22 protein-coding genes are annotated in these 19,040 nt (G+C 66.0%); 11 read left to right on the forward strand and 11 right to left on the reverse strand.

The features are described from left to right. Nucleotides 1–12: 12 nt before the first annotated feature. The 4 genes from F3W81_RS19925 to F3W81_RS19940 are packed head-to-tail and all read right to left on the reverse strand — an operon-like array spanning nucleotide 13 to nucleotide 2,810. Nucleotides 13–831, reverse strand: coding sequence for an SDR family oxidoreductase (locus tag F3W81_RS19925; protein WP_193081267.1), 819 nt, complete (start codon nucleotides 829–831; stop codon nucleotides 13–15). A gap of 19 nt (nucleotides 832–850) precedes the next feature. After that, a complete protein-coding gene (locus F3W81_RS19930) occupies nucleotides 851–1,810 on the reverse strand; it encodes a calcium/sodium antiporter (RefSeq protein ID WP_193081268.1) in 960 nt (319 codons plus the stop codon). Between the two features lie 9 nt (nucleotides 1,811–1,819). Further along, the gene (locus F3W81_RS19935) at nucleotides 1,820–2,011 is read right to left on the reverse strand and encodes a hypothetical protein (RefSeq protein ID WP_193081270.1); all 192 of its coding nucleotides are present in this window, start codon (nucleotides 2,009–2,011) and stop codon (nucleotides 1,820–1,822) included. A gap of 1 nt (nucleotide 2,012) precedes the next feature. Then, the gene (locus F3W81_RS19940; protein ID WP_193081272.1) at nucleotides 2,013–2,810 is read right to left on the reverse strand and encodes a S49 family peptidase; all 798 of its coding nucleotides are present in this window, start codon (nucleotides 2,808–2,810) and stop codon (nucleotides 2,013–2,015) included. A gap of 272 nt (nucleotides 2,811–3,082) precedes the next feature. On the opposite strand from F3W81_RS19940, the gene pgsA reads away from it, so the two are divergent. From pgsA to F3W81_RS19955, 3 genes are read left to right on the forward strand one after another with little or no spacing between them, the layout of a single operon-like run. Further along, entirely contained in the window at nucleotides 3,083–3,745 is a 663-nt protein-coding gene (gene pgsA, locus F3W81_RS19945) for a CDP-diacylglycerol--glycerol-3-phosphate 3-phosphatidyltransferase (RefSeq protein WP_193081274.1), read from the forward strand. Further along, on the forward strand, nucleotides 3,745–3,990 hold the full coding sequence (gene moaD, locus F3W81_RS19950) for a molybdopterin converting factor subunit 1 (RefSeq protein ID WP_193081276.1): 246 nt from the start codon (nucleotides 3,745–3,747) through the stop codon (nucleotides 3,988–3,990). Before pgsA ends, moaD begins: the two co-directional genes overlap by 1 nt. Nucleotides 3,991–4,003: 13 nt before the next feature. Continuing rightward, complete coding sequence (locus F3W81_RS19955) at nucleotides 4,004–4,462, forward strand: molybdenum cofactor biosynthesis protein MoaE (RefSeq protein ID WP_193084059.1); 459 nt, start codon at nucleotides 4,004–4,006, stop codon at nucleotides 4,460–4,462. Nucleotides 4,463–4,489: 27 nt separating this feature from the next. Here the strand turns inward: F3W81_RS19955 and F3W81_RS19960 are convergent, their stop codons facing one another. The 3 genes from F3W81_RS19960 to ubiA all read right to left on the reverse strand — a co-directional run bounded on the left by F3W81_RS19960 (nucleotide 4,490) and on the right by ubiA (nucleotide 7,969). Then, nucleotides 4,490–4,819: a hypothetical protein gene (locus tag F3W81_RS19960; protein ID WP_193081278.1), complete on the reverse strand. Its 330-nt coding sequence runs from the start codon at nucleotides 4,817–4,819 to the stop codon at nucleotides 4,490–4,492. Between the two features lie 84 nt (nucleotides 4,820–4,903). Continuing rightward, complete coding sequence (locus F3W81_RS19965; RefSeq protein ID WP_193081279.1) at nucleotides 4,904–6,928, reverse strand: OmpA family protein; 2,025 nt, start codon at nucleotides 6,926–6,928, stop codon at nucleotides 4,904–4,906. A 63-nt stretch (nucleotides 6,929–6,991) separates the two neighbouring features. Then, nucleotides 6,992–7,969 (reverse strand): 4-hydroxybenzoate octaprenyltransferase, encoded by a 978-nt coding sequence (ubiA, locus tag F3W81_RS19970; RefSeq protein ID WP_193081281.1) that lies wholly within the window; start codon nucleotides 7,967–7,969, stop codon nucleotides 6,992–6,994. Between the two features lie 11 nt (nucleotides 7,970–7,980). Here ubiA and F3W81_RS19975 point away from each other — a divergent pair, with 11 nt between their 5' ends. The 4 genes from F3W81_RS19975 (at nucleotide 7,981) to F3W81_RS19990 (ending at nucleotide 11,535) form a co-directional block, all read left to right on the forward strand. After that, on the forward strand, nucleotides 7,981–8,715 hold the full coding sequence (locus F3W81_RS19975; RefSeq protein WP_193081283.1) for a 16S rRNA (uracil(1498)-N(3))-methyltransferase: 735 nt from the start codon (nucleotides 7,981–7,983) through the stop codon (nucleotides 8,713–8,715). Next, nucleotides 8,712–9,545 (forward strand): GNAT family N-acetyltransferase, encoded by an 834-nt coding sequence (locus F3W81_RS19980; protein WP_193081285.1) that lies wholly within the window; start codon nucleotides 8,712–8,714, stop codon nucleotides 9,543–9,545. Before F3W81_RS19975 ends, F3W81_RS19980 begins: the two co-directional genes overlap by 4 nt. Then, entirely contained in the window at nucleotides 9,542–10,066 is a 525-nt protein-coding gene (locus F3W81_RS19985) for a hypothetical protein (RefSeq protein WP_193081287.1), read from the forward strand. The genes F3W81_RS19980 and F3W81_RS19985 overlap by 4 nt, the downstream gene beginning before the upstream one ends. A gap of 98 nt (nucleotides 10,067–10,164) precedes the next feature. Then, nucleotides 10,165–11,535 carry a glutamate--cysteine ligase gene (locus tag F3W81_RS19990; protein WP_193081289.1) on the forward strand — a complete coding sequence of 457 codons (1,371 nt, stop codon included), beginning with the start codon at nucleotides 10,165–10,167 and terminating at the stop codon, nucleotides 11,533–11,535. 209 nt (nucleotides 11,536–11,744) lie between these two features. Here the strand turns inward: F3W81_RS19990 and plsY are convergent, their stop codons facing one another. From plsY to F3W81_RS20010, 4 genes are all read right to left on the reverse strand, one after another. Then, a complete protein-coding gene (gene plsY, locus F3W81_RS19995; RefSeq protein WP_193081291.1) occupies nucleotides 11,745–12,356 on the reverse strand; it encodes a glycerol-3-phosphate 1-O-acyltransferase PlsY in 612 nt (203 codons plus the stop codon). Nucleotides 12,357–12,367: 11 nt separating this feature from the next. Then, on the reverse strand, nucleotides 12,368–13,651 hold the full coding sequence (pyrC, locus tag F3W81_RS20000; RefSeq protein ID WP_193081293.1) for a dihydroorotase: 1,284 nt from the start codon (nucleotides 13,649–13,651) through the stop codon (nucleotides 12,368–12,370). Between the two features lie 91 nt (nucleotides 13,652–13,742). Beyond that, a complete protein-coding gene (locus F3W81_RS20005; RefSeq protein ID WP_193081294.1) occupies nucleotides 13,743–14,300 on the reverse strand; it encodes a hypothetical protein in 558 nt (185 codons plus the stop codon). Nucleotides 14,301–14,392: 92 nt separating this feature from the next. Beyond that, nucleotides 14,393–15,349 (reverse strand): aspartate carbamoyltransferase catalytic subunit, encoded by a 957-nt coding sequence (locus F3W81_RS20010; RefSeq protein WP_193081295.1) that lies wholly within the window; start codon nucleotides 15,347–15,349, stop codon nucleotides 14,393–14,395. 143 nt (nucleotides 15,350–15,492) lie between these two features. Here F3W81_RS20010 and F3W81_RS20015 point away from each other — a divergent pair, with 143 nt between their 5' ends. The 4 genes from F3W81_RS20015 to F3W81_RS20030 all read left to right on the forward strand — a co-directional run bounded on the left by F3W81_RS20015 (nucleotide 15,493) and on the right by F3W81_RS20030 (nucleotide 19,037). Next, nucleotides 15,493–16,287, forward strand: a complete 795-nt coding sequence (locus tag F3W81_RS20015; protein ID WP_193081296.1) for a uracil-DNA glycosylase — start codon at nucleotides 15,493–15,495, stop codon at nucleotides 16,285–16,287. Continuing rightward, a complete protein-coding gene (locus tag F3W81_RS20020; RefSeq protein ID WP_193081297.1) occupies nucleotides 16,287–16,901 on the forward strand; it encodes a LysE family translocator in 615 nt (204 codons plus the stop codon). Before F3W81_RS20015 ends, F3W81_RS20020 begins: the two co-directional genes overlap by 1 nt. 4 nt (nucleotides 16,902–16,905) lie before the next feature. Beyond that, entirely contained in the window at nucleotides 16,906–17,442 is a 537-nt protein-coding gene (moaB, locus tag F3W81_RS20025; RefSeq protein ID WP_193081298.1) for a molybdenum cofactor biosynthesis protein B, read from the forward strand. 122 nt (nucleotides 17,443–17,564) lie between these two features. Beyond that, nucleotides 17,565–19,037 carry an efflux RND transporter periplasmic adaptor subunit gene (locus F3W81_RS20030; RefSeq protein ID WP_193081299.1) on the forward strand — a complete coding sequence of 491 codons (1,473 nt, stop codon included), beginning with the start codon at nucleotides 17,565–17,567 and terminating at the stop codon, nucleotides 19,035–19,037. The last annotated feature ends 3 nt before the right edge of the window (nucleotides 19,038–19,040 follow it).

Raw genomic sequence — 19,040 nt, forward strand, 5'->3', positions numbered from 1 at the left:
AAACGAAAAGGCTCATTCGACGCCCTGAACATCGGGGGTTTGCCAGGCAAGATGCTGCCCACCATCGGTGCACAGCAGCTGTCCGGTGACCCCGGGCGCGTTCAGGAAGTACAGCAGGGCGGCCGTGATATCCTCGGGGTTGGAGCCGCGCTCCAGCACCGTATTTTCGCGCTGTGCGGCGAAGTGCGCCTCGCTCTGGCGCGCGCCCTGCAGGGTTGGTCCGGGGCCGATGGCATTGACCCGCACAGCCGGGGCCAGCGCCCGCGCTGCGGTCTGGGTCAGCGCCCAGAGGCCCATCTTGGAGATCGTGTAGCTCATGAATTCCGGGGTCAGCTTGTGCACCCGCTGGTCGAGCAGGTTCATCACCATACCCTGCGCCAGCGGCTCGTCGCGGCTGTCGCGCAGCGGGGCAGGGGCCTGCGCGGCGAAATGCTGCATCAGCACGAAGGGGGCGCGCAGATTGGCCTCCATGTGCATGTCCCAGGTCTTGCGCGTCGCGCTTTCGATATTGTCGTATTCAAAGACCGAGGCGTTGTTGACGAGGCAGGTCAGCGCCCCGCCGAGGCCCTCGGCCGCGCGCGCGACCAGCGTCTGCACCTCGGCCTCCAGCGTCAGATCGGCCTGAACGGTCACCGCCTTGCGTCCCATGGCGCGGATCGCGGCGCAGACCTCTTCGGCGGCGTCGGCCGATCCACCGTAGTGCACCGCAACATCATGCCCCTGCTCGGCCAACGCCAGCGCCATGGCCCGCCCGAGACGTTTTGCGCCCCCGGTGACCAAAGCGCGGCGGGGGGCGGGGGTCTGTGGCAGGCGGGCTGTATCGTCGCTCATGGGGCTTCCTCTTGGGGTATCAGATCAGAACTGCTCCGATATAGCAGGCGTAGAGCAGGATCAGAATAGCGCCGACGGGCCATGTGATGTTGCGGCGGAAAAACACGAAGGGCACCAGCAGCAGCGAACTGCCGAGCATGACGGCAAAGTCGAACTCCAGCTCGGCCACATCGACCGGCACCTTTCCGATCAGCGTGGTGACGCCCATGATGCCCAGCAGGTTGAACATGTTCGACCCGATCACGTTGCCAAGCGCCACGTCAGCCTGCTTGCGCAGTGCCGCCATCACCGTCGTCGCCAGCTCCGGCAGCGAGGTGCCGACCGCCACCAGCGTCAGGCCGATCACCGTCTCGCTGATGCCGAAATCGCGCGCAATGATCGAGGCATTGGTGACCAGCAACTGCGCGCCAAGCGGCAGCCCGACCAGACCGATGACCAGGAACATGATGACCTTCCACCAGCGCATCGCGGGATCGGCGCCCTCGACCTCACCCTCGGGCAGGGCGCAGGCGGCGCTCTCGGTGTCGCGTTTGTGGCGGATCACGTCGCGCCCCTGATCGGCGAGGATCAGCGCCAGCATCGCCAGCATGATCCCCCCCGCCATCAGATCCAGCGTGCCGCGCATTGCCAGCCCGATGAAGACCAGCGTCGCCACGATCATCGTCAGATAGCTTTTGCGGCTGTCGTGTTCGCTGGTGTGCATCGTCGCCAGCAGCGCCGGAATGCCCAGCACCAGCAGGATATTGGCGGTGTTGGAGCCGACCACATTGCCAAGCGCCAGCCCCGGCTTGCCGTCCATCACCGCCGAGATCGAGATCAGCAGCTCTGGCGCCGAGGTGCCGAAGGCCACCACGGTCAAGCTGACGATCAGCGCCGGGATGCCCATGCGCAGCGAAAGGTTCACCGCGCCGCGCACCAGCGCGTCACCGGCAAGCAGCAGGATGACAAGGCCCAGAACGGCCAGCAACCAGGGTAGCATATCTTGGGATTATCCCTTTTTGGACCGGCAGGCGCAGGGCCCTTTGCCGATCATGTAGCGCCCGCAAGCGGAGCATTTCTTGCCGCCAAGCTGGCCCGGTTTCTTCGCGCCCGGCTTCTTTTGTCCCGGCAGCGTCAGCTTGCCGAACATCGCCATGACGCCCATGCCGACCAGAAACAGGATGACGACCTTGACCACCACCTCAGAGGCCGAAGCGGGCGTAAGCGGCCCGCTCCTCGATGGAATTCAGCCCGTCGTTCAGCACCGAGGCACCCAGTCGGCTGATCAGCCCGCGCTTCTTGCCATAGGTGCGGAAACGCACGGTGTCGCCAAAGCGGTCCTTCATCACCGGCACCATATGCCCGATGCCATCAATCAGACCGCGCTCGACCGCCTTGCGGCCCAGCCAGACCTTGCCGGTGAACATCTCTTCGTCGGTCTTCAGCGCCGCACCCCGACGCGATTTGACGTATGCGATGAAGGTGCCGTGGATATCCTCAAGCAACCCTTTCAGGCGCGCGACATCCTCTTCGCTCTCGGGGCGGAACGGGTCGAGCATGCTCTTGCTCTCGCCTGCCGTATAGACCCGCCGCTCGATCCCCTGCCGCGCCAGAAAGACATGCGCGCCGAACCCGGCGGAAATCACCCCGATCGAGCCGAGGATCGAGCCCTCGTCCGCCAGAATCTCATCCGCCGCGCAGGCCAGCCAGTAGCCGCCCGAGGCCGCGACATCTTCGACAAAGGCATAGACGGGGATGTGCTTTTCATCCGCCAGCCGCCGGATGCGGGCGGCAATCAGCGACGATTGCACCGGCGATCCGCCGGGCGAATTGATTTTCAGCGCCACGGCCACGGGTTTGCCGCGCCGGAACGCCTTCTCGATGACAGGGGCCAGAGCCTCGTCACTCAGCGGGCCGCGCGGGCCGGCGGAAATCATGCCGCCGAGGGCAATCACGGCCACCATGGGTGGGCGCTTCTTCAGGGGGTTCCATCTACTCATGGTGGTGGATGTAAGGTCCGCCCGTGCCTCAGGCAAGGCGACCCATGGCAGGCCCGGATAAAAACGTGTGGCGGGGCTGCGAAAAAAGTCGCCCAATGATGCCTTGATGGTCGCTTTTGCGGCCCCGGAGGCGCAGTCTCTGTGTTTGGGTGGCGGAATGCGGCGCACGCGGGCCGGAACCATCGCCTCGCCGGGCCGTTGAACATGAGTTGAACGTGAAACGCCTTGAATCCCGCTTTCCCGGCGCTGCAAGGAAGGATAGGAGAGGGATCATGACCCTGACACTTCCCAATCTCCTGACGATCCTGCGCCTGCTTTGTGCGCCCGGTATCGCGCTGTGCTTCCTTCTGCTGCCCCGTCCCTTTGCGGATTGGTGGGCGCTGATCCTTTTCATCGTTGCCTCGGCCACCGACTGGTTTGACGGCTACCTTGCACGCAACCTCAATCAGGTCAGCAAGCTTGGCACCATGCTCGACCCGATTGCCGACAAGGCGATGGTGGTCATTGCCCTGATGGTGCTGGCGCATGTCTCGTCGCTGGCGCCTCTGCTGATCCTGCCCGCCGCCGCGATCCTGTTCCGCGAGGTCTTCGTGTCGGGCCTGCGCGAATTCCTCGGCGAAACCGCAGGTCTGCTCAAGGTCACCAAGCTCGCCAAGTGGAAGACGACCTCGCAGATGGTCGCCATCGTCGTGCTGCTGGCGCAGGGCATTGCCGAACATCAGCTCGGCACCGCCATCTTCGGCCTCGAATCCGAATCTGTCGACGCGATCCTGACCGGCAGCCAGCCCGATGACCTCAACCTGCGTCTGCTGATGGTGCTGAACGACTGGACAACATGGGGCGGCGTGGCGCTCATCTGGATTGCCGCCGCGCTGACCCTGATCACCGGCGCGGACTATTTCCTCAAGGCGCGCCCGCACCTGAAGGACGACTGATGGACGTGCTGTATTTCGCCTGGGTCCGTGAACGCATCGGCCTGCCGAAAGAGCGGGTCGAGAGCTCGGCCGCCACCGTCATGGACCTCGTGCACGAACTCTCGGCGCGCGAAGACCGCTACGCGCTGGCCTTCTCCGACCTCACGGCCCTGCGCGTCGCCGTCGATCAGCAGCTCTCGGACTTCGACGCGCCCCTCGCGGGCGTGCGCGAGATCGCGTTCTTCCCGCCGATGACCGGGGGCTGAGCGGATGAGCCTGATCGACATCCGCGTTCAGGACGCCGCCTTCGATCCGGGAGTCTTGCTCAGCGCCTTCACCACGCTTGCGGCGCAGGCCGGGGCAGGGGCCGTGGTCTGCTTCACCGGCCTCGTGCGCGATCTGCCCGGCGCCAATGGCGGGCTGTCGAAAATGGTTATCGAACATTATCCCGGCATGACCGAAAGCGCCCTGCAGAGCATCGCTGAGGAGGCCGCGACGCGCTGGTCGCTTGGGCCGGTGCTGATCCTGCACCGCTACGGCGCGCTGACGCCGGAGGAGCCGATCATGATGGTTGCCACCGCCTCGGCGCACCGTGCAGATGCCTTTCTGGCCGCCGATTTCCTGATGGATTACCTCAAAAGCCGCGCGCCCTTCTGGAAGAAGGAATTCACCGCTGAGGGCGCGACCTGGGTCGCCGCCAAGGACAGCGACGAAGACGCCCTGTCGCGCTGGCGCTGATCATCCCCCCCTTAGTGGGTGGGGGCCTCATGACCTCTGGTGAATACGCTCGATATAAGCGCGCAGTTCCTCGGCCTCATGGCGCGCTTCGCGCAGGCCCTCCATCGTGGCGGAAAGCTCTGCTTCACTCTGGTTCAGCTGCGTTGTCAGGTCGTCCTCGCGCTGCTGCAGATAGGTGATCGCCTGATCGCGGGTTTCTTCCGCGTCGTGCAGATCCTGCGCCATCTTCTCCAGCTCGCCCATGTCCGATTTCGACACGCGGGTGAAGCGATGGATCAGCCAGTATGAAAACCAGCCCATGCAGAATGCCACGAACAGGATGATCGCAGTGGCGATGATAAATTCCGTTCTGTTCACCTAGTCGTCCCCTGTGTCCCAGGCCAGTCCGCCATGGGCATTTGATATGTCCTCAAGCCGCTCGGGCTGTCTTGTGCGCGCCGCTCACTCTGCGGGCAGATCCTCGCCCGCATCGCTGCCCTCGCCCATGTCATCGCCGGAAAAGTCGCCCGACCCGTCGTCTGTCGCGTCGCCCGAGCCGTCGATATCCTCGCGCCCCTCGTCCCCCGAGACGTCGACATCGCTGCCATCGCCCAGCAGATGCGCGCCGCCCAGACCGTCCTCGACGATCATGCCCGGCGCGGTGCCCGCATCGTCATCGGCGGTGGCCTGCAGGCGGAACTCGATGCGACGGTTGGCTTCGCGGCCCTCTTCGGTGGCGTTGTCGGCGATCGGATCGGCCTCGCCAAAGCCTTCGGCGGCAAAGCTGCTGGTCAGCACGCGGCGGGTGCGCAATTCGTTCAGCACTGCCTGTGCGCGGCTCTCGCTCAGCGCCAGGTTCATCTCTTCGCGGCCCTGACTGTCGGTGAAGCCGGCGATCTGCAGCGGCAGCTCGGGGCAGGTTTTCAGCACTTCCGCGATCTGGTCCAGCAGGCCGCGGCTGTCCCCGGTCACATTGGCCGAGCCGGGCTCGAAGTTGATCTTGGCCTCTTTCTGCACGCCCTTCAGCAGCGCCAGACATTCCTCAGGCGTGGGCAGGGCGGCCAGCGGGTCCAGCTTTTCCTGATAGGTGACATTGATCTGAAACTCTGCGCCTTCGCCCAACCGGCTGCCGAACATCCGCGCGATCTCGTTGCTGGCGTCCTGATTGCCGGTGTTGCCGCTGATGTCCACCGAGTCCGGCGTCACCGTGACGGCACCATTGGCCAGCAGCGACAGCGCATCAAGGCTGGTCAGCACCCGCACCGGCCAGCCCTCGGGCAATGTCTCGTCCAGCCGCGCGGCAGTATAAACGCTGTCACTGCCGAACCGCGCCTTGGCGAGGGATTCGGTGGCGTTGCGCATCACCTCGTCACTGACCCGGCCGCGCAGCTGCACCTTCCCCTCAGGGCTCAGCGTGGCGGTGAACTCGGGCGTGCCCGAGGGGGCGGCATCGGGCATCTTCGGCAGCACGGTGTGCAGCGCATAGACCTCGGGCAAGCCATTCTCCAGCTCGCCGACAACGCGGTCGAAATCGGCCTGTGTGGTGCCTTCGGCGGCGATCAGGCTGATGTCGGCGTCCGACACGGTAACACTGCCACCGCCCAGCTCGCCCACGGCACGCACCGCCATCGAGGTCGCCCGCCCCCAGTCGGAGGAGGGCACGCCAAGGCCGATGACACAGCGACCCGGCGCCTCCATCCCGGCGACGCGCCCGGCGTCCAGAATCATCCGCGAGGCGCGCTCGGTATCGGCCGAACAGGCGTCAAAGCGCGCGCCCTCGGCGTCGCGGACGAATCGCAGGGTGAAGGGCGCGATGATCGGGCGCGGCGCGCTGATCGACAGCATCAGCCGCATGTCGGGGTCGGCGCGGCGGCGCAGATCGGCCTCCAGCGCGCGCTTGGCCTCGGGGCTGTCGCTCATTGCGGTGATCGACACCCGGTCCGAGGACAGCGAAATCTTGGAATGAGGCAGGTTGCGCAAGGCGTTGACGGCATAGGAGACCGTCGCGCTCCAGCCCGCAGGCACCGGATAATCCGCGCTTTGCAGCAGGTCGGAGACATTCTCGACGCCGCGCAGCTTGGACACCCGGTCCACCAGCGCCGCGCGATCCGTCTCCGCCGGGATCAGCCCGATGAGAGAGATTTCCCCCTCATTGCGCAGGATCTCGATGGAAAAATCCGGGGCCGCCAGCGCACTGCTGGCCTGCACCTGCATCCGGTCGATGACCCGGCTGGCCTCCACCACCGAACTGGCGACGGACTTGGCACGAAACCGCAGCGCCTCGGTCGGGGCGATGCCGCTCAGCCGCACCTGCAGGCCGTCGGCGCGCACCTCGGCCCAGCCCAGTTCGGACTGGTCCAGCGACCGGCGGACATTGGTTTCCGACGCGTTCTCGATGGTGTCGACGGCAAAGCCTGCAGCCACCATGCTGCCCGCAGCGGCGGCAAGGAACGTTCCGGTCAGGATGAAGATCGAGGACAGACGCATCAGGCGGGGTCCGGGCGCAGTTTCAGTTGCCCCGTGTCTAGACGTCGGAGCCGGGCGTGGCAATCAGAGCAGGATGGCGGCGGCGAAAAACGGCAAAGGCAACAGACCGGCATCGCGATTGGCGCGGAACAGGAACAAAAGCCCGTCAAAGTCGGTGTCATCGTAGTGTTTCAGCTGCCAGAGCATGTGCGCCCCGAACGCCCAGGCCCCCGCCAGCGCCATCACGATGCTGAGAGGCGAGGCGCTCGGCAGCAGCGCCACCAGAATGGCCAGCGACATCAGCGCGACCGAAGCGATCAGGAAGCGCGCCAGCCACTGCGGCGTGCGCTCCATGAACAGGCGGGCGGTGGATTTGACGCCGATCAGCGCGTCGTCTTCCTTGTCCTGATGGGCATAGATGGTGTCGTAGAACAGCGTCCAGGCGATCCCCGCGATATAGAGGATCACCGGCGCCGCGCTCAGGCTGCCGGTATGCGCCGTCCAGACCATCAGCGCGCCCCAGTTGAACGCAAGGCCGAGGAAGACCTGAGGCCACCAGGTGAATCGCTTGGCAAACGGATAGATCGCGACGGGTATGATCGAGATGAACCCCAGCACGATCGCCGCCACCGGAAACGTCAGCAGGATGCAGAAGGCGATCAGCGCCTGCGCCACCATCCACGCGACCGCCTGCTTGACGCTGACCTGACCCGAGGGGATCGGCCGCGAGCGGGTGCGCGCGACCGAGGCATCGAATTCCCGGTCGGTGATGTCGTTCCAGGTACAGCCCGCGCCCCGCATCAGGAACGCGCCAAGCCCACAGGCCACGAATATCCACAGATCCTGCCAGCGTGGTTGCCCGTCCGACGCGATGGCCAGCAGCAGCCCCCACCAGCAGGGCAGCAGCAGCAGCCATGTGCCGATGGGCCGGTCGGCGCGTGACAACCTCAGATAGGGGCGGGTGGCGGGCGGCGCCAGCCTGTCGACCCAATTGCCACGGACCGCGTCCGCAACCTGACCCTCATCGTTGGTCGCATCTGGTGTCGCTGGGCGATGGGTCATATGTAGGCCTCATGGAAACTGCAAAGATCAGGCTCTGTGTAGAGCACCCCTTGGGGGAAGGGCAAACCGTTCCGCTCGACCGGGACCAGGCGCATTACCTTTTCGGGGTCATGCGGCAGGTCGCGGGGGCGGCGATTGCCCTTTTCAATGGCCGTGACGGCGAATGGCAGGCCGAGGTCGTCGACGCCGGCAAGCGCGGCGGCATCCTCGTCTGTCGCACGCAATCGAAACCGCAGGGCGGCCCGGCGGATGTCTGGCTGCTGTTCGCGCCGATCAAGAAGGCCCGCACCGACTTCATCGTCGAAAAAGCGGCCGAGATGGGCGCCGCCCGCATCCTGCCGGTGCAGACCGACTTCACCAATGCCGAACGCATCCGCCGCGACCGCCTGCAGGCCCACGCGGTCGAGGCCGCCGAGCAATGCGGCAACACCTATGTCCCCGAGGTCGCCGACCTCACCAAGCTCGACCGCCTGCTCGCGGACTGGCCCGAAGGCCGCCGCCTGATGTTCTGCGACGAAGCCCTTGCCGACACCGACGCGGCGCAAAACGGCCTGACCGGCGCGCCGCGGGGCCCCTGGGCGATCCTCATCGGCCCCGAGGGCGGCTTTTCAGAGGCTGAGCGGACCCGCCTGCGCAGTCTTCCCTTCGCCCACTCCGTCCAGCTCGGCCCCCGCATCCTGCGCGCCGACACCGCCGCCGTGGCCGCCCTGACGCTCTGGCAAGCCGCGTTGGGCGACTGGTCATGATCCGCGAGGTGGCGCCCGCCGACGCGCCCGCGATCGAGGCGTTTCTGGCGCAGCACGCCGAAACCTCGATGTTCCTGCGCAGCAACCTCGCAGGGCAGGGCGTCGGCCTCACCGATCACCCGCACTCCAGCCGCTACTGGTGCGCCCCTGCAACCGGCGCGATCACCGGCGTCGTCGGCCTTTCGCGCGACGGCTTCGCGATGCTGCAGATCCCCGGCGCGAGTGACGCCACCATCGCCGCCTTCGCCGCAGCCCTCGCAGGCGAACCCCTGCAAGGCCTCACGGGCGAGGCCGATCAGGCCGCTCGCCTGCTCGCCGCGCTGCCCCCCGCCCGCCTGTCGATGAACGACGTCGAACCGCTCTACCGGCTGGAGCTGTCGCAGCTCGCCCCCAGCACGGCCACGATCCGCCCGCCACAGCCGGATGACCTCGCTCTGCTGAGCGACTGGTTCACCGCCTACGCCCGCGACACCGGCCTCAGCGCCACCGATGCCGAGGCACGGGCGCGGGGCCGCGACCGCGCCGAACAGGCGCTGCGTCCCGACGCCACGCTCCGACTGTTGCTGGAGGGTGACCAGCCCGTCGCCATGGCCGCCCTCAACGCCCGCGTCGCCGATATGGTGCAGGTCGGCGGCGTCTACGTCCCGACGTCCGCCCGCAACACAGGCCGGGGCCGCCGCGTCACCCAAGCCCTGCTGGCCGAAGCCGCCGCCACAGGTGCGCGCACCGCCATCCTCTTCGCCAACAACCCCGCTGCTGCCCGCGCTTATGAGGGGCTGGGCTTCACCCTCATCGGCCAGTACCGCGTCGCCATGATGGCCACCGCATGATCCTCATCCGCCCCGAAGCCCGCCGCGCCGTGGCGCGCTGGCGCGAGGCCCTGTTCGGGCTGGCCGTCACCGGTGTCGGCGTCTGGTGGATGCTGATCAGCTACGGCCTCGTGTTCTGGATCAGCGGCGTCATCAGCCTCGCCGGTCTCGCCATGGTCGCCGCCGGGGTGCAGCAGGGACGCTTTCGTACCATGGCGGGCGGCCCGGGCGTCGTGCGCATCGACGAAGGCCAGATCGGTTATTTCGGCCCCTTCACCGGCGGCGCCGTCGCGCTGTCGGAAATCTCCCGGCTGACGCTCGACCCCAACGTCACGCCGCCCAGCTGGCGCCTCTCGCAAATCGGCCAGCCCGACCTTCTGATCCCGCTCAACGCCGAAGGCGCCGACGCGCTTTTCGATGTCTTTGCCGCGCTTCCGGGCATCAGCACCAGCAAACTTGTCAGCGAAGTCCAGCGCGCCGTTTCTGGCCAGAAGTCCGCACCGGTCATCATCTGGCAACGTCGCCAGCTCTGGCTCCATTGACACGCGCGCCATTTCAGAACAGACCTAGGCCCCTTGGTCCGGACATCTCCGGCCAGGCCAGTTTCCATTGACCCCCTAAACGACGCGGAGATCCCCACATGTCCATCCCCCAAACCGGTGGCGGCCCGATCGAACGGCAAGAGCAACTGGCCGAATATCTGGCCGAGGGCTGCAAGCCCAAAGAAGACTGGCGCATCGGCACCGAGCACGAGAAATTCGGCTACTGCAAAGACAGCCTGAAACCGCTGCCCTATGAGGGCGACCGCTCCATCGTGGCCGTCCTGCAGGGCCTGCGCGACCGCTTCGGCTGGACCCCGGTCGAGGAGGGCGGCAAGCTCATCGGTCTGACCAAGAACGACGCCAACGTCAGCCTTGAACCCGGTGGCGCGCTCGAACTCTCCGGTGCCCCGCTTGAGACGATCCACCAGACCTGCGACGAGGTGAACGACCACCTGCGCGAAGTGAAGACCATCGCGGATGAGATCGGCGTCGGCTTCATCGGCCTCGGCGCCGCCCCGATCTGGCAGCACGAAGAGATGCCGCTGATGCCCAAGGGCCGCTACAAGCTGATGGACAGCTACATGCAGTCCGTCGGCACCATGGGCACCACCATGATGCGCCGCACCTGCACGGTTCAGGTCAACCTCGACTTCGGGTCCGAACCCGACATGGTCAAGAAGATGCGCGTCGCCCTGGCGCTGCAGCCCGTGGCCAATGCCCTCTTCGCCAACTCGCCGTTCTTTGAAGGCAAGCCGAACGGCATCAAGAGCTATCGCGGCCTTGTCTGGCGCAATCTCGACAGTGCCCGCACCGGCATGTTGCCCTTCGTCTTCGACGAGGGCTTCGGGTTCGAATCCTACGTGCAATACGCCCTCGATGTGCCGATGTACTTCGTCTACCGCGACGGCAAGTACATCAACGCCCTCGGCCAGTCGTTCCGCGACTTCCTCAAGGGCGAACTGCCCGCGCTGCCGGGGGAAAAGCCGACCCTCTCGGACTGGGCCGACCACCTGACGACCCTGTTCCCCGAAGCCCGCCTGAAGAAGTTCATCGAGATGCGCGGCGCCGACGGTGGCCCGTGGCGTCGCCTCTGCGCGCTGCCTGCCTTCTGGGTCGGTCTGATGTACGACGACACCGCGCTGGATGCCGCATGGGATCTGGTCAAGGGCTGGACCTCGGCGCAGCGCGACGCCATGCGCATCGCCGCGTCCGAGCAGGCGCTGCAAGCCAATGTCGACGGCATCTCGCTGCATGACATTGCGCGCGAGGCTCTGGCGATCTCCGAAGCCGGTCTGATCGCCCGCGCCCGCCCCGGTGCCGGGGGCCTGATCCCGGACGAGACGCACTTCCTCAACGCCCTGAAGGAAAGCGTCGACAGCGGCAAGGTGATGGCGGATGAGCTGCTCGACCTCTACAACGGCCCGTGGGATCACGATGTGACCCGCGTGTTCAAAGAGTTCAGCTACTAAGGATGACGGCAGGGGCGACGGCCCCGCGTCTCACGGGAAAAGGGGGCGCACCTGCCGGGTGCCGCCCCTTTTTCATGGGTTCTGAGTGTCGCTTCGTCGGGGTAGGGGCGGAAAAACGCACCGTTCAGTTACCGTTCAGATACCGACGCAATACCGACATCCCGATCTGGCTGTTTCTGGCGCTGTCGCCGGGCGCCCGGTTTGCGGCGTTAGGTCTTCTTGCCGATCTTCGGCTCTTCGCCGGTCATCAGCCGTTCGATATTTGTGCGATGGCGGATAAAGATCAGCAAAGCCAACAGGATACACAGCAGAGCCATATCCGTGTGGCCCAGCAGCACCGCCCAAGCCGCGCTCAGCGCCGCCGCAATCAGCGCCGACAGCGAGGAATAGCGCGTGACAGCCGCGACAACCGCCCAGGTGGCGCAGCACGCCAGCCCCACCGGCCAGAATAACGCGAGCAGGGTGCCAAGGTAGGTTGCCACCCCCTTGCCCCCCTTGAAGCCCAGCCAGACCGGAAAGCAATGCCCCAGAAACGCAGCAAAACCAGCCAGTTGCACGGCATCCTCAGGGGCCACGGCGCGCGCGATCAGCACCGCCGCCGCGCCTTTTCCGCTGTCCATGATCAGCGTCAGCAGCGCCGCCGTCTTGTTTCCGGTGCGCAAAACGTTAGTCGCCCCGATGTTGCCAGACCCGATCTGACGCAGGTCACCAAGGCCGAATGCCCGCGTGATCACGATGCCAAACGGGATCGACCCCAGCAGATATCCCAGCCCCGCCGCCAGCAGCAGAATGACCGGACCAGAGACAATCGCAGGTGTCATTAATTCAAGCATTACAAAGGCTTCCCATGTACCTGACGACCACCAACCCAGGTGGCACGAACCCGCCCCTGCATCCGGGCGCTGTCAAAGGGCGTGTTCTTCGACTTCGACAGCATCGCGAAACGATCCAGCACAAACGGCGCATGCGGATCAAGCAGCACCAGATCCGCCGGAGCACCCACGGCCAGCCGCCCCGTCTCCAGCCCTAGCAGCTTTGACGGGTTCAGCGACAAGGCTCTGAAAAGCGTCGGTAAATCCAGATCTCCCGCATGCACCAGCCGCATCGCAGCGGGCAGCAAAGTCTCCAGCCCCACCGCGCCGCTGGCGGCTTCCTCGAACGGCAGGCGCTTACTTTCCTCGTCCTGAGGCGTGTGCATGGATGAGATGATGTCGATCAGCCCCGACGCCACGGCGGCCACAACCGCCTGCCGGTCATCCTCAGACCGCAGCGGCGGCTTTACCTTGAAGAAGGTGCGATAGTCGGCCACGTCATATTCGTTCAGCGTCAGGTGGTGGATCGACACGCCAGCGGTCACGTCCAACCCGTTTTTCTTGGCCCGCTCCAGCGCCGGCAGCGCCCGCGCGGTGGTCACCTGATCAAAGTGATAGCGCACGCCGGTCATCTCGATCAGCGAGACATCGCGGTCAATTCCCATCCGCTCGGCCATCGGCGACACGGTGGGCAGACCACGCAGGGCAGCGAATTTGCCAGAAGTCGCACAGGCACCGGCAGACAGTCCTGGCTCCTGAATATGGCCGATTACCAGAGCCTTACGGGCCTTGGCGTAGGTCAGCGCGCGGGTCAGAACCTTGGTGTCGGTAATCACATGGTCGCAATCGGTGAAGGCAACAGCCCCCGCGTCGAGCAGAAATCCGATCTCGGTCATCTCGCGCCCGTCGCGCCCCTTGGTCAGCGCGGCCATCGGCAGGACCCGCACCGGCGCATCCTCGCGCCCCCGGCGGGCGACGAATTCCAGCGACTCCGGGCTGTCGATCGCAGGGGTGGTGTCGGGCCGTGTGACGATGGTGGTGACGCCCCCAGCCGCAGCCGCACGACCGGCAGTGCCAAAGCTTTCCTTGTGACGCTCGCCCGGCTCACAGACTTTGACGCCGATGTCTACGATGCCCGGCGCAAGGCACAAACCCCTGCAATCAAACACTTCGTCGGCGTTCGTGGCATCGACCGTATCGCCGAGGCCGACAATCACGCCATCCTCGATCAGCAGGCTGCCTTCAGTCTCCGTCCCCGCTTCGGGGTCGATCAGAATGACGTTGGTGAGAAGGGTGGTGGTCATCGGCAGGCCCCTGAGTTCCGGCTAAGCGTTCCGGGGTCTGCTATAAAGCATGTCGGCGCCGGGGTGTAGGCGCGAAATGGCGCCATCCTGCTCAGCGAAGGGCAAGACCCAGTGCAACCAGCGCAATCACCACCCCAACCCCGATGGTCAGCGAGGCAACCCACGCCTTGTTGCGCGGCATCGGGGCCATGGGAGGCGTCATCACCGGCGGGATCACCCCGACCGCCGATTGCGCCGCCAGAGGCATCATGCCGACTTCGGTGCGGTTGAGGAGGTATTTGCCGATATAACTGACACCGCGCGGAAGGGTGATTTCACTGTCACCCGCCTCGGCCAGACGTCCGCGCACCAGAATGACCGGGCTGCGCAGGGCGTCGAGGTTCTGCCTGTCGCGACCCACGGCCTCTTCGTTGAGCCCGAGGCCCTGCGTGAGGTAGGCGGACAGGCCCAACCCCTCCAGATCGGCCGGATTGACCAGCTCGACCTCGCCTGCGTGATCCTCGGACAGGCCCAGCAGCGAGGCGGTGGTACGCCCGGCAGAGCCGTTCAGCCGCTTGGGAGCCATGATGGCGGCGACTTCGGGCGCTTCGGGGTCGGTGGCCAGCACATAGACGGCGTCGCGATCAGCGGGGCGAACGGTCAGGCTCATCAAAAAGGGTCTCCTGCGCAATTGGGCGCGGGATGCGCCGTTGCACAGTCAACCCGCGCAGGGGCTGCCGGGTTCCGCAAAGGCCCGCTGTTTCAGGCCGCGTCGGCTGCTGCAGCGCGGCGCGCCCTGAGGTTGCGCGCCAGCAGATCCATTGCCGCCATGCGCACCGCGACGCCCATCTCGACCTGATCCTGAATGACCGAGCGGTTGATGTCGTCGGCGATGCTGCCGTCGATCTCGACCCCGCGGTTCATCGGGCCGGGGTGCATGACGATGGCGTCCTCCTTGGCGTGCGCGAGCTTTTCCGCGTCGAGGCCGTAGAGGTGGTAATATTCCCGCTCAGACGGAATAAAGCCGCCGTCCATGCGTTCTTTCTGAAGGCGCAGCATCATCACGACGTCGACGTCCTTCAGGCCTTCTTCCATGTTTTCATAGACTTCGCAGCCCAGCTCGGCAAAGGCCGAAGGCACCAGCGTCGGCGGGCCGATCAGGCGAATGCGGTTTTCCATCTTGTGCAGCAGCAGCATGTTGGAGCGCGCAACGCGGCTATGGGCAATGTCACCGCAGATCGCGATGTTCAAGCGGTGCAAGCGGCCCTTGGTGCGCCGGATCGTCAGCGCGTCCAGCAGTGCCTGCGTGGGGTGTTCGTGCCGCCCGTCGCCGGCGTTCAGCACGGCGCAGTTGACCTTCTGGCTCAGCAGATCGACGGCACCGGAGTGGGGGTGGCGCACGACCAGCAGATCCGGGTGCATCGCATTCAGCGTCATTGCCGTGTCGATCAGGGTCTCGCCCTTTTTGATTGAGGAGGCCTGCATCGCCATGTTCATCACATCCGCGCCGAGGCGCTTGCCCGCCAGCTCGAAACTCGCCTGCGTGCGGGTGGAGTTCTCGAAGAACATGTTGATCTGGGTCAGCCCGTTCAGCGCATCGCCGTGCTTTTCAGCCGAGCGGTTCAGCGTGACGTATTCGTCCGACAGATCCAGCAAGGTGGTGATTTCATCCGGGGCAAGCTGTTCGATCCCCAGCAGGTGGTTCTGGCGGAAGCTCATGGCGGTTCTCCCCGGTGCGCCCCGGGCAGGGGCGGTGATGCGTTTCGCCCCGCTTATAGGCCGCAGCACCCCCCGAGGTCCAGCGATGGCGCGCCTCCGCGATCGCGCTTCCGCCCGCAGGTGTGGCGCGATAGGGTGCGGCCATGGAATCGGCGCTGGATTGGGATCTGGCCCGCACCCTGCTGGAATGGCAGGTGGAGCTGGGCGTGGACGAGTGCATCGGGGAAGCCCCGGTGGACCGCTTTGAACTTGCGCCCGAAGCTCCGGCAAAACCCTCCCGCGCGGCGCAGGCGCGTCAGGCAGAGGATCTGCCGCGTGAACGGCTGGAGGTCGACGCCGTCGATATTGCGCGTCAGGCGGCTCAGGCGGCTGGGTCGCTGGAGGATCTGCGCGCCGCACTTGAGGCCTATGACCATTGCGAGCTGCGCCTGGGGGCCCGCAATCTGGTGTTTTCCGATGGCCTGCCCGGTGCGCGCGTGATGATCATAGGCGAAGCTCCGGGACGCGACGAGGACCGCGAAGGCAAGCCCTTTGTCGGACGCGCGGGTCAGTTGCTGGACAAGATGCTGGAGGCGATCGGCCTGTCACGCACCGCGACGGAGGCAGATCAGGGCGTCTATATCACCAATGTGCTGCCTTGGCGGCCGCCGCAGAACCGAGACCCCAAACCCGAAGAAATCGCGATGATGCTGCCATTTGTGCAAAAGCACATCGCGTTGGCGAAGCCAGAGGTTCTCGTGCTGATGGGCAATATCTCCTGTCAGGCCGTGCTGGGGCAGCGTGGCATCCTGAAGCTTCGCGGCAATTGGTCCGAGGGCTTTGGCCTACCCGCCCTGCCGATGACCCACCCGGCCTATCTGCTGCGCCAGCCCCATGCCAAGCGCGAAGCCTGGGCGGATCTTCTGTCGCTGAAGGCGCGACTGGGGAAGGGCAAGTGATGCCGCTCGACTGGCTGGTGCTGCTGACCTTCGTGCCCGCGTCGCTGGCGCTGAACGTGACCCCGGGGGCAGACATGATGTTTTGCGTCGGCCAGGGGCTGCGCGACGGAGCCCCTGCCGCCTGGAAGGGCAGTGCTGGCGTGGCGCTCGGTGGGCTGTGCCATGCGCTGATTGCGGGCCTGGGCGTTGGCGCGCTGGTTGCGGCGCATCCCGTGGCGTTTGAGGCGATCCGCTGGATCGGTGCGGCCTATCTGCTGTGGATGGCGGTGCAGATCCTGCGCTCGGACGGGCCGGGGCGGGCGTCGGCCAAGGCTGGGCACCCGTTTCGCGACGGGCTGCTGGTAAACCTGTCGAACCCCAAGGTGATCCTGTTCATTCTGGCCTTCGTGCCCCAGTTTATCGACCCCAGCGCCGCCGTTTTGCCCCAATTCCTGATATTTGGTGCGGTGCTGTCGGCCGGTGGGCTGATCGTCAATGGCGTTGTCGGCTCTCTCGCAGGGGTGCTGCAACAGCGCTTTGCAGGGGGCGGCGCGGGCGCGCGGTGGCTGCAAAGGCTGTCGGCGGCGATTTTTGCCGGGCTCGCCCTGCGCCTGATCTTCTTGCAACGGAGCTGAGCTGATGTCTTCCGACCCGCGTGCCTTTATCCCCGTCCGCATTGCCGTGCTGACCGTCAGCGACACCCGCGGGCCGGAAGATGACCGATCCGGTGACACTCTGGTGGGACGGATCGAGGGCGCCGGACACCTGCTGGCAGATCGCAAGATCTTACGCGATGATCGGCCTCAGATCGCGGCGCAGCTGCGCGTATGGATCGCGGATCCGGGCATCGACGTCATCCTCTCGACCGGGGGCACGGGGCTGACGGGGCGCGACGTCACCGTCGAGGCGCACCGCGACGTCTATGAAAAGGAGATCGACGCCTTCGCCACGGTGTTCACCATCGTTTCCATGCAAAAGATCGGCACCTCGGCCGTGCAGAGCCGTGCCACGGGCGGCGTTGCGGGGGGCACCTATCTGTTTGCGCTGCCCGGCAGCACCGGCGCCTGCAAGGACGCCTGGGATGAAATCCTGTGCAAGCAGCTGGATTACCGGCACAAACCCTGCAATTTTGTCGAGATCATGCCGCGGCTGGACGAGCATTTGCGTCGAAAATAGCGCGACTTCCCCGACAAATTCGTGACTTGGCATGTGCAGGTGCCGTAGCATCAGGACAGCGCAGCGTTGTTTGCGCAGATTGACGGCGGCGCTATCGGTAAATCCAACCCTGGATCCAGCACATGCGATTTCTGACCCGAAGCCTTTCCGGGCTTTTCCTGTTGTCGGTGACCCTCGGTCTGCTGGTCTATGCGGGCAGCCTGATTGCCAGCGCGATCGAGTCGCGGATGGCGCAGGAGCCGTTCCTGCCGAAGGCGCGCGAGCGGGCGTTTACCGTCAATGTGGTGCGCGCTGCGCCTGAGACTATTTCCCCCATCCTGACGGCCTATGGCACGGTGCAGAGCCAGCGCACACTGGATATCCGCGCCTCGGCTTCGGGCCCCATCGTGTCGCTCGCGCCAGAGTTTCGCGAGGGCGGAGCGGTGCGCGCGGGACAGGAGCTTTTGCGGATCGATCCGCAGCAGGCGCAGTCGGCGCTGGACCGGGCGGGCGCGGATCTGGCCGATGCCGAGGCCGAGGTGCGCGACGCCGCGCGCGGTGTGGTCATCGCCCGTGACAGTCTGCGCGCGTCGGAGGATCAGGCGACCCTGCGCGGCAAGGCCCTGACCCGGCAGACCCAGCTGGTCGAACGCAGCATCGGATCCGCGGCGGCGGTCGAGGAGGCCGAGCTCAGCGCAGCTCTGGCGCGGCAGTCGGTGCTGTCGTTCCGCAATGCGTTGGCGCAGGCAGAGGCGCGGATCGACTATGCGGCCACCGCGCTCGACCGGGCGCGCATCGCCCGTGACACGGCGCAGCGCGGACTTAGCGATACGGTGATCAAGGCGGGGTTCGATGGTACGCTGTCGGGGGTCACGCTGGTGCAGGGGCGGCTGCTGTCTGTAAACGAGATGCTGGCCCAGCTGGTTGATCCGGATGCGCTGGAGGTGGCCTTCCGGATCTCAACCCAACAATATTCGCGGATGCTGGACGCGTCGGGGCGGCTGATGCCTCTGCCGGTCGAAGTCTCGCTGGAGAATGCCGATGCCGCGCTCACGGCACAGGGGCGGATCAGTCGCGACAGTGCCGCCGTCGGCACGGGCCAGACAGGGCGGCTGATCCTCGCCACGCTGGAGCAGGCGCGTGGCCTGAAACCCGGCGACTTCGTCACGGTCGAGATCGTGGAGGAGCCGATTGCCGATGTGATCCGTCTGCCCGCCACCTCTGTGGATGCCACGATGCAGGTGCTTGTCCTGGGCGAGGGCGACAGGCTCGAGGCGCTTGGTGTGACGCTGGAGCGGCGACAGGGCGATGATGTGCTGGTGCGCGCCGAGGGGCTGACCGGGCGGGACGTCGTGGCGCAGCGCACGCCTTTGCTGGGCGCGGGTATTCTGGTGCGCGCCAATCGACCGGGGCAAGCCGGTGAGGCGGCCGGTGGCGCACCGCCTGAGGACCCGCTTGTCGAACTGTCGCCAGAGCAGCGCGCGCGATTGGTGGCTTTTGTGCAGGCCAATGCGTCGATGCCAGCCGAGGCCAAGACCCGCATCCTCGGACAGCTGGAGCAGCCCAAGGTGCCCGCCGCCATGGTTGCGCGGCTGGAAAGCCGGATGGGTGGCTGAGCG

Source organism: Pseudooceanicola spongiae (assembly GCF_014899185.1).
Taxonomy (GTDB): domain Bacteria; phylum Pseudomonadota; class Alphaproteobacteria; order Rhodobacterales; family Rhodobacteraceae; genus Pseudooceanicola; species Pseudooceanicola spongiae.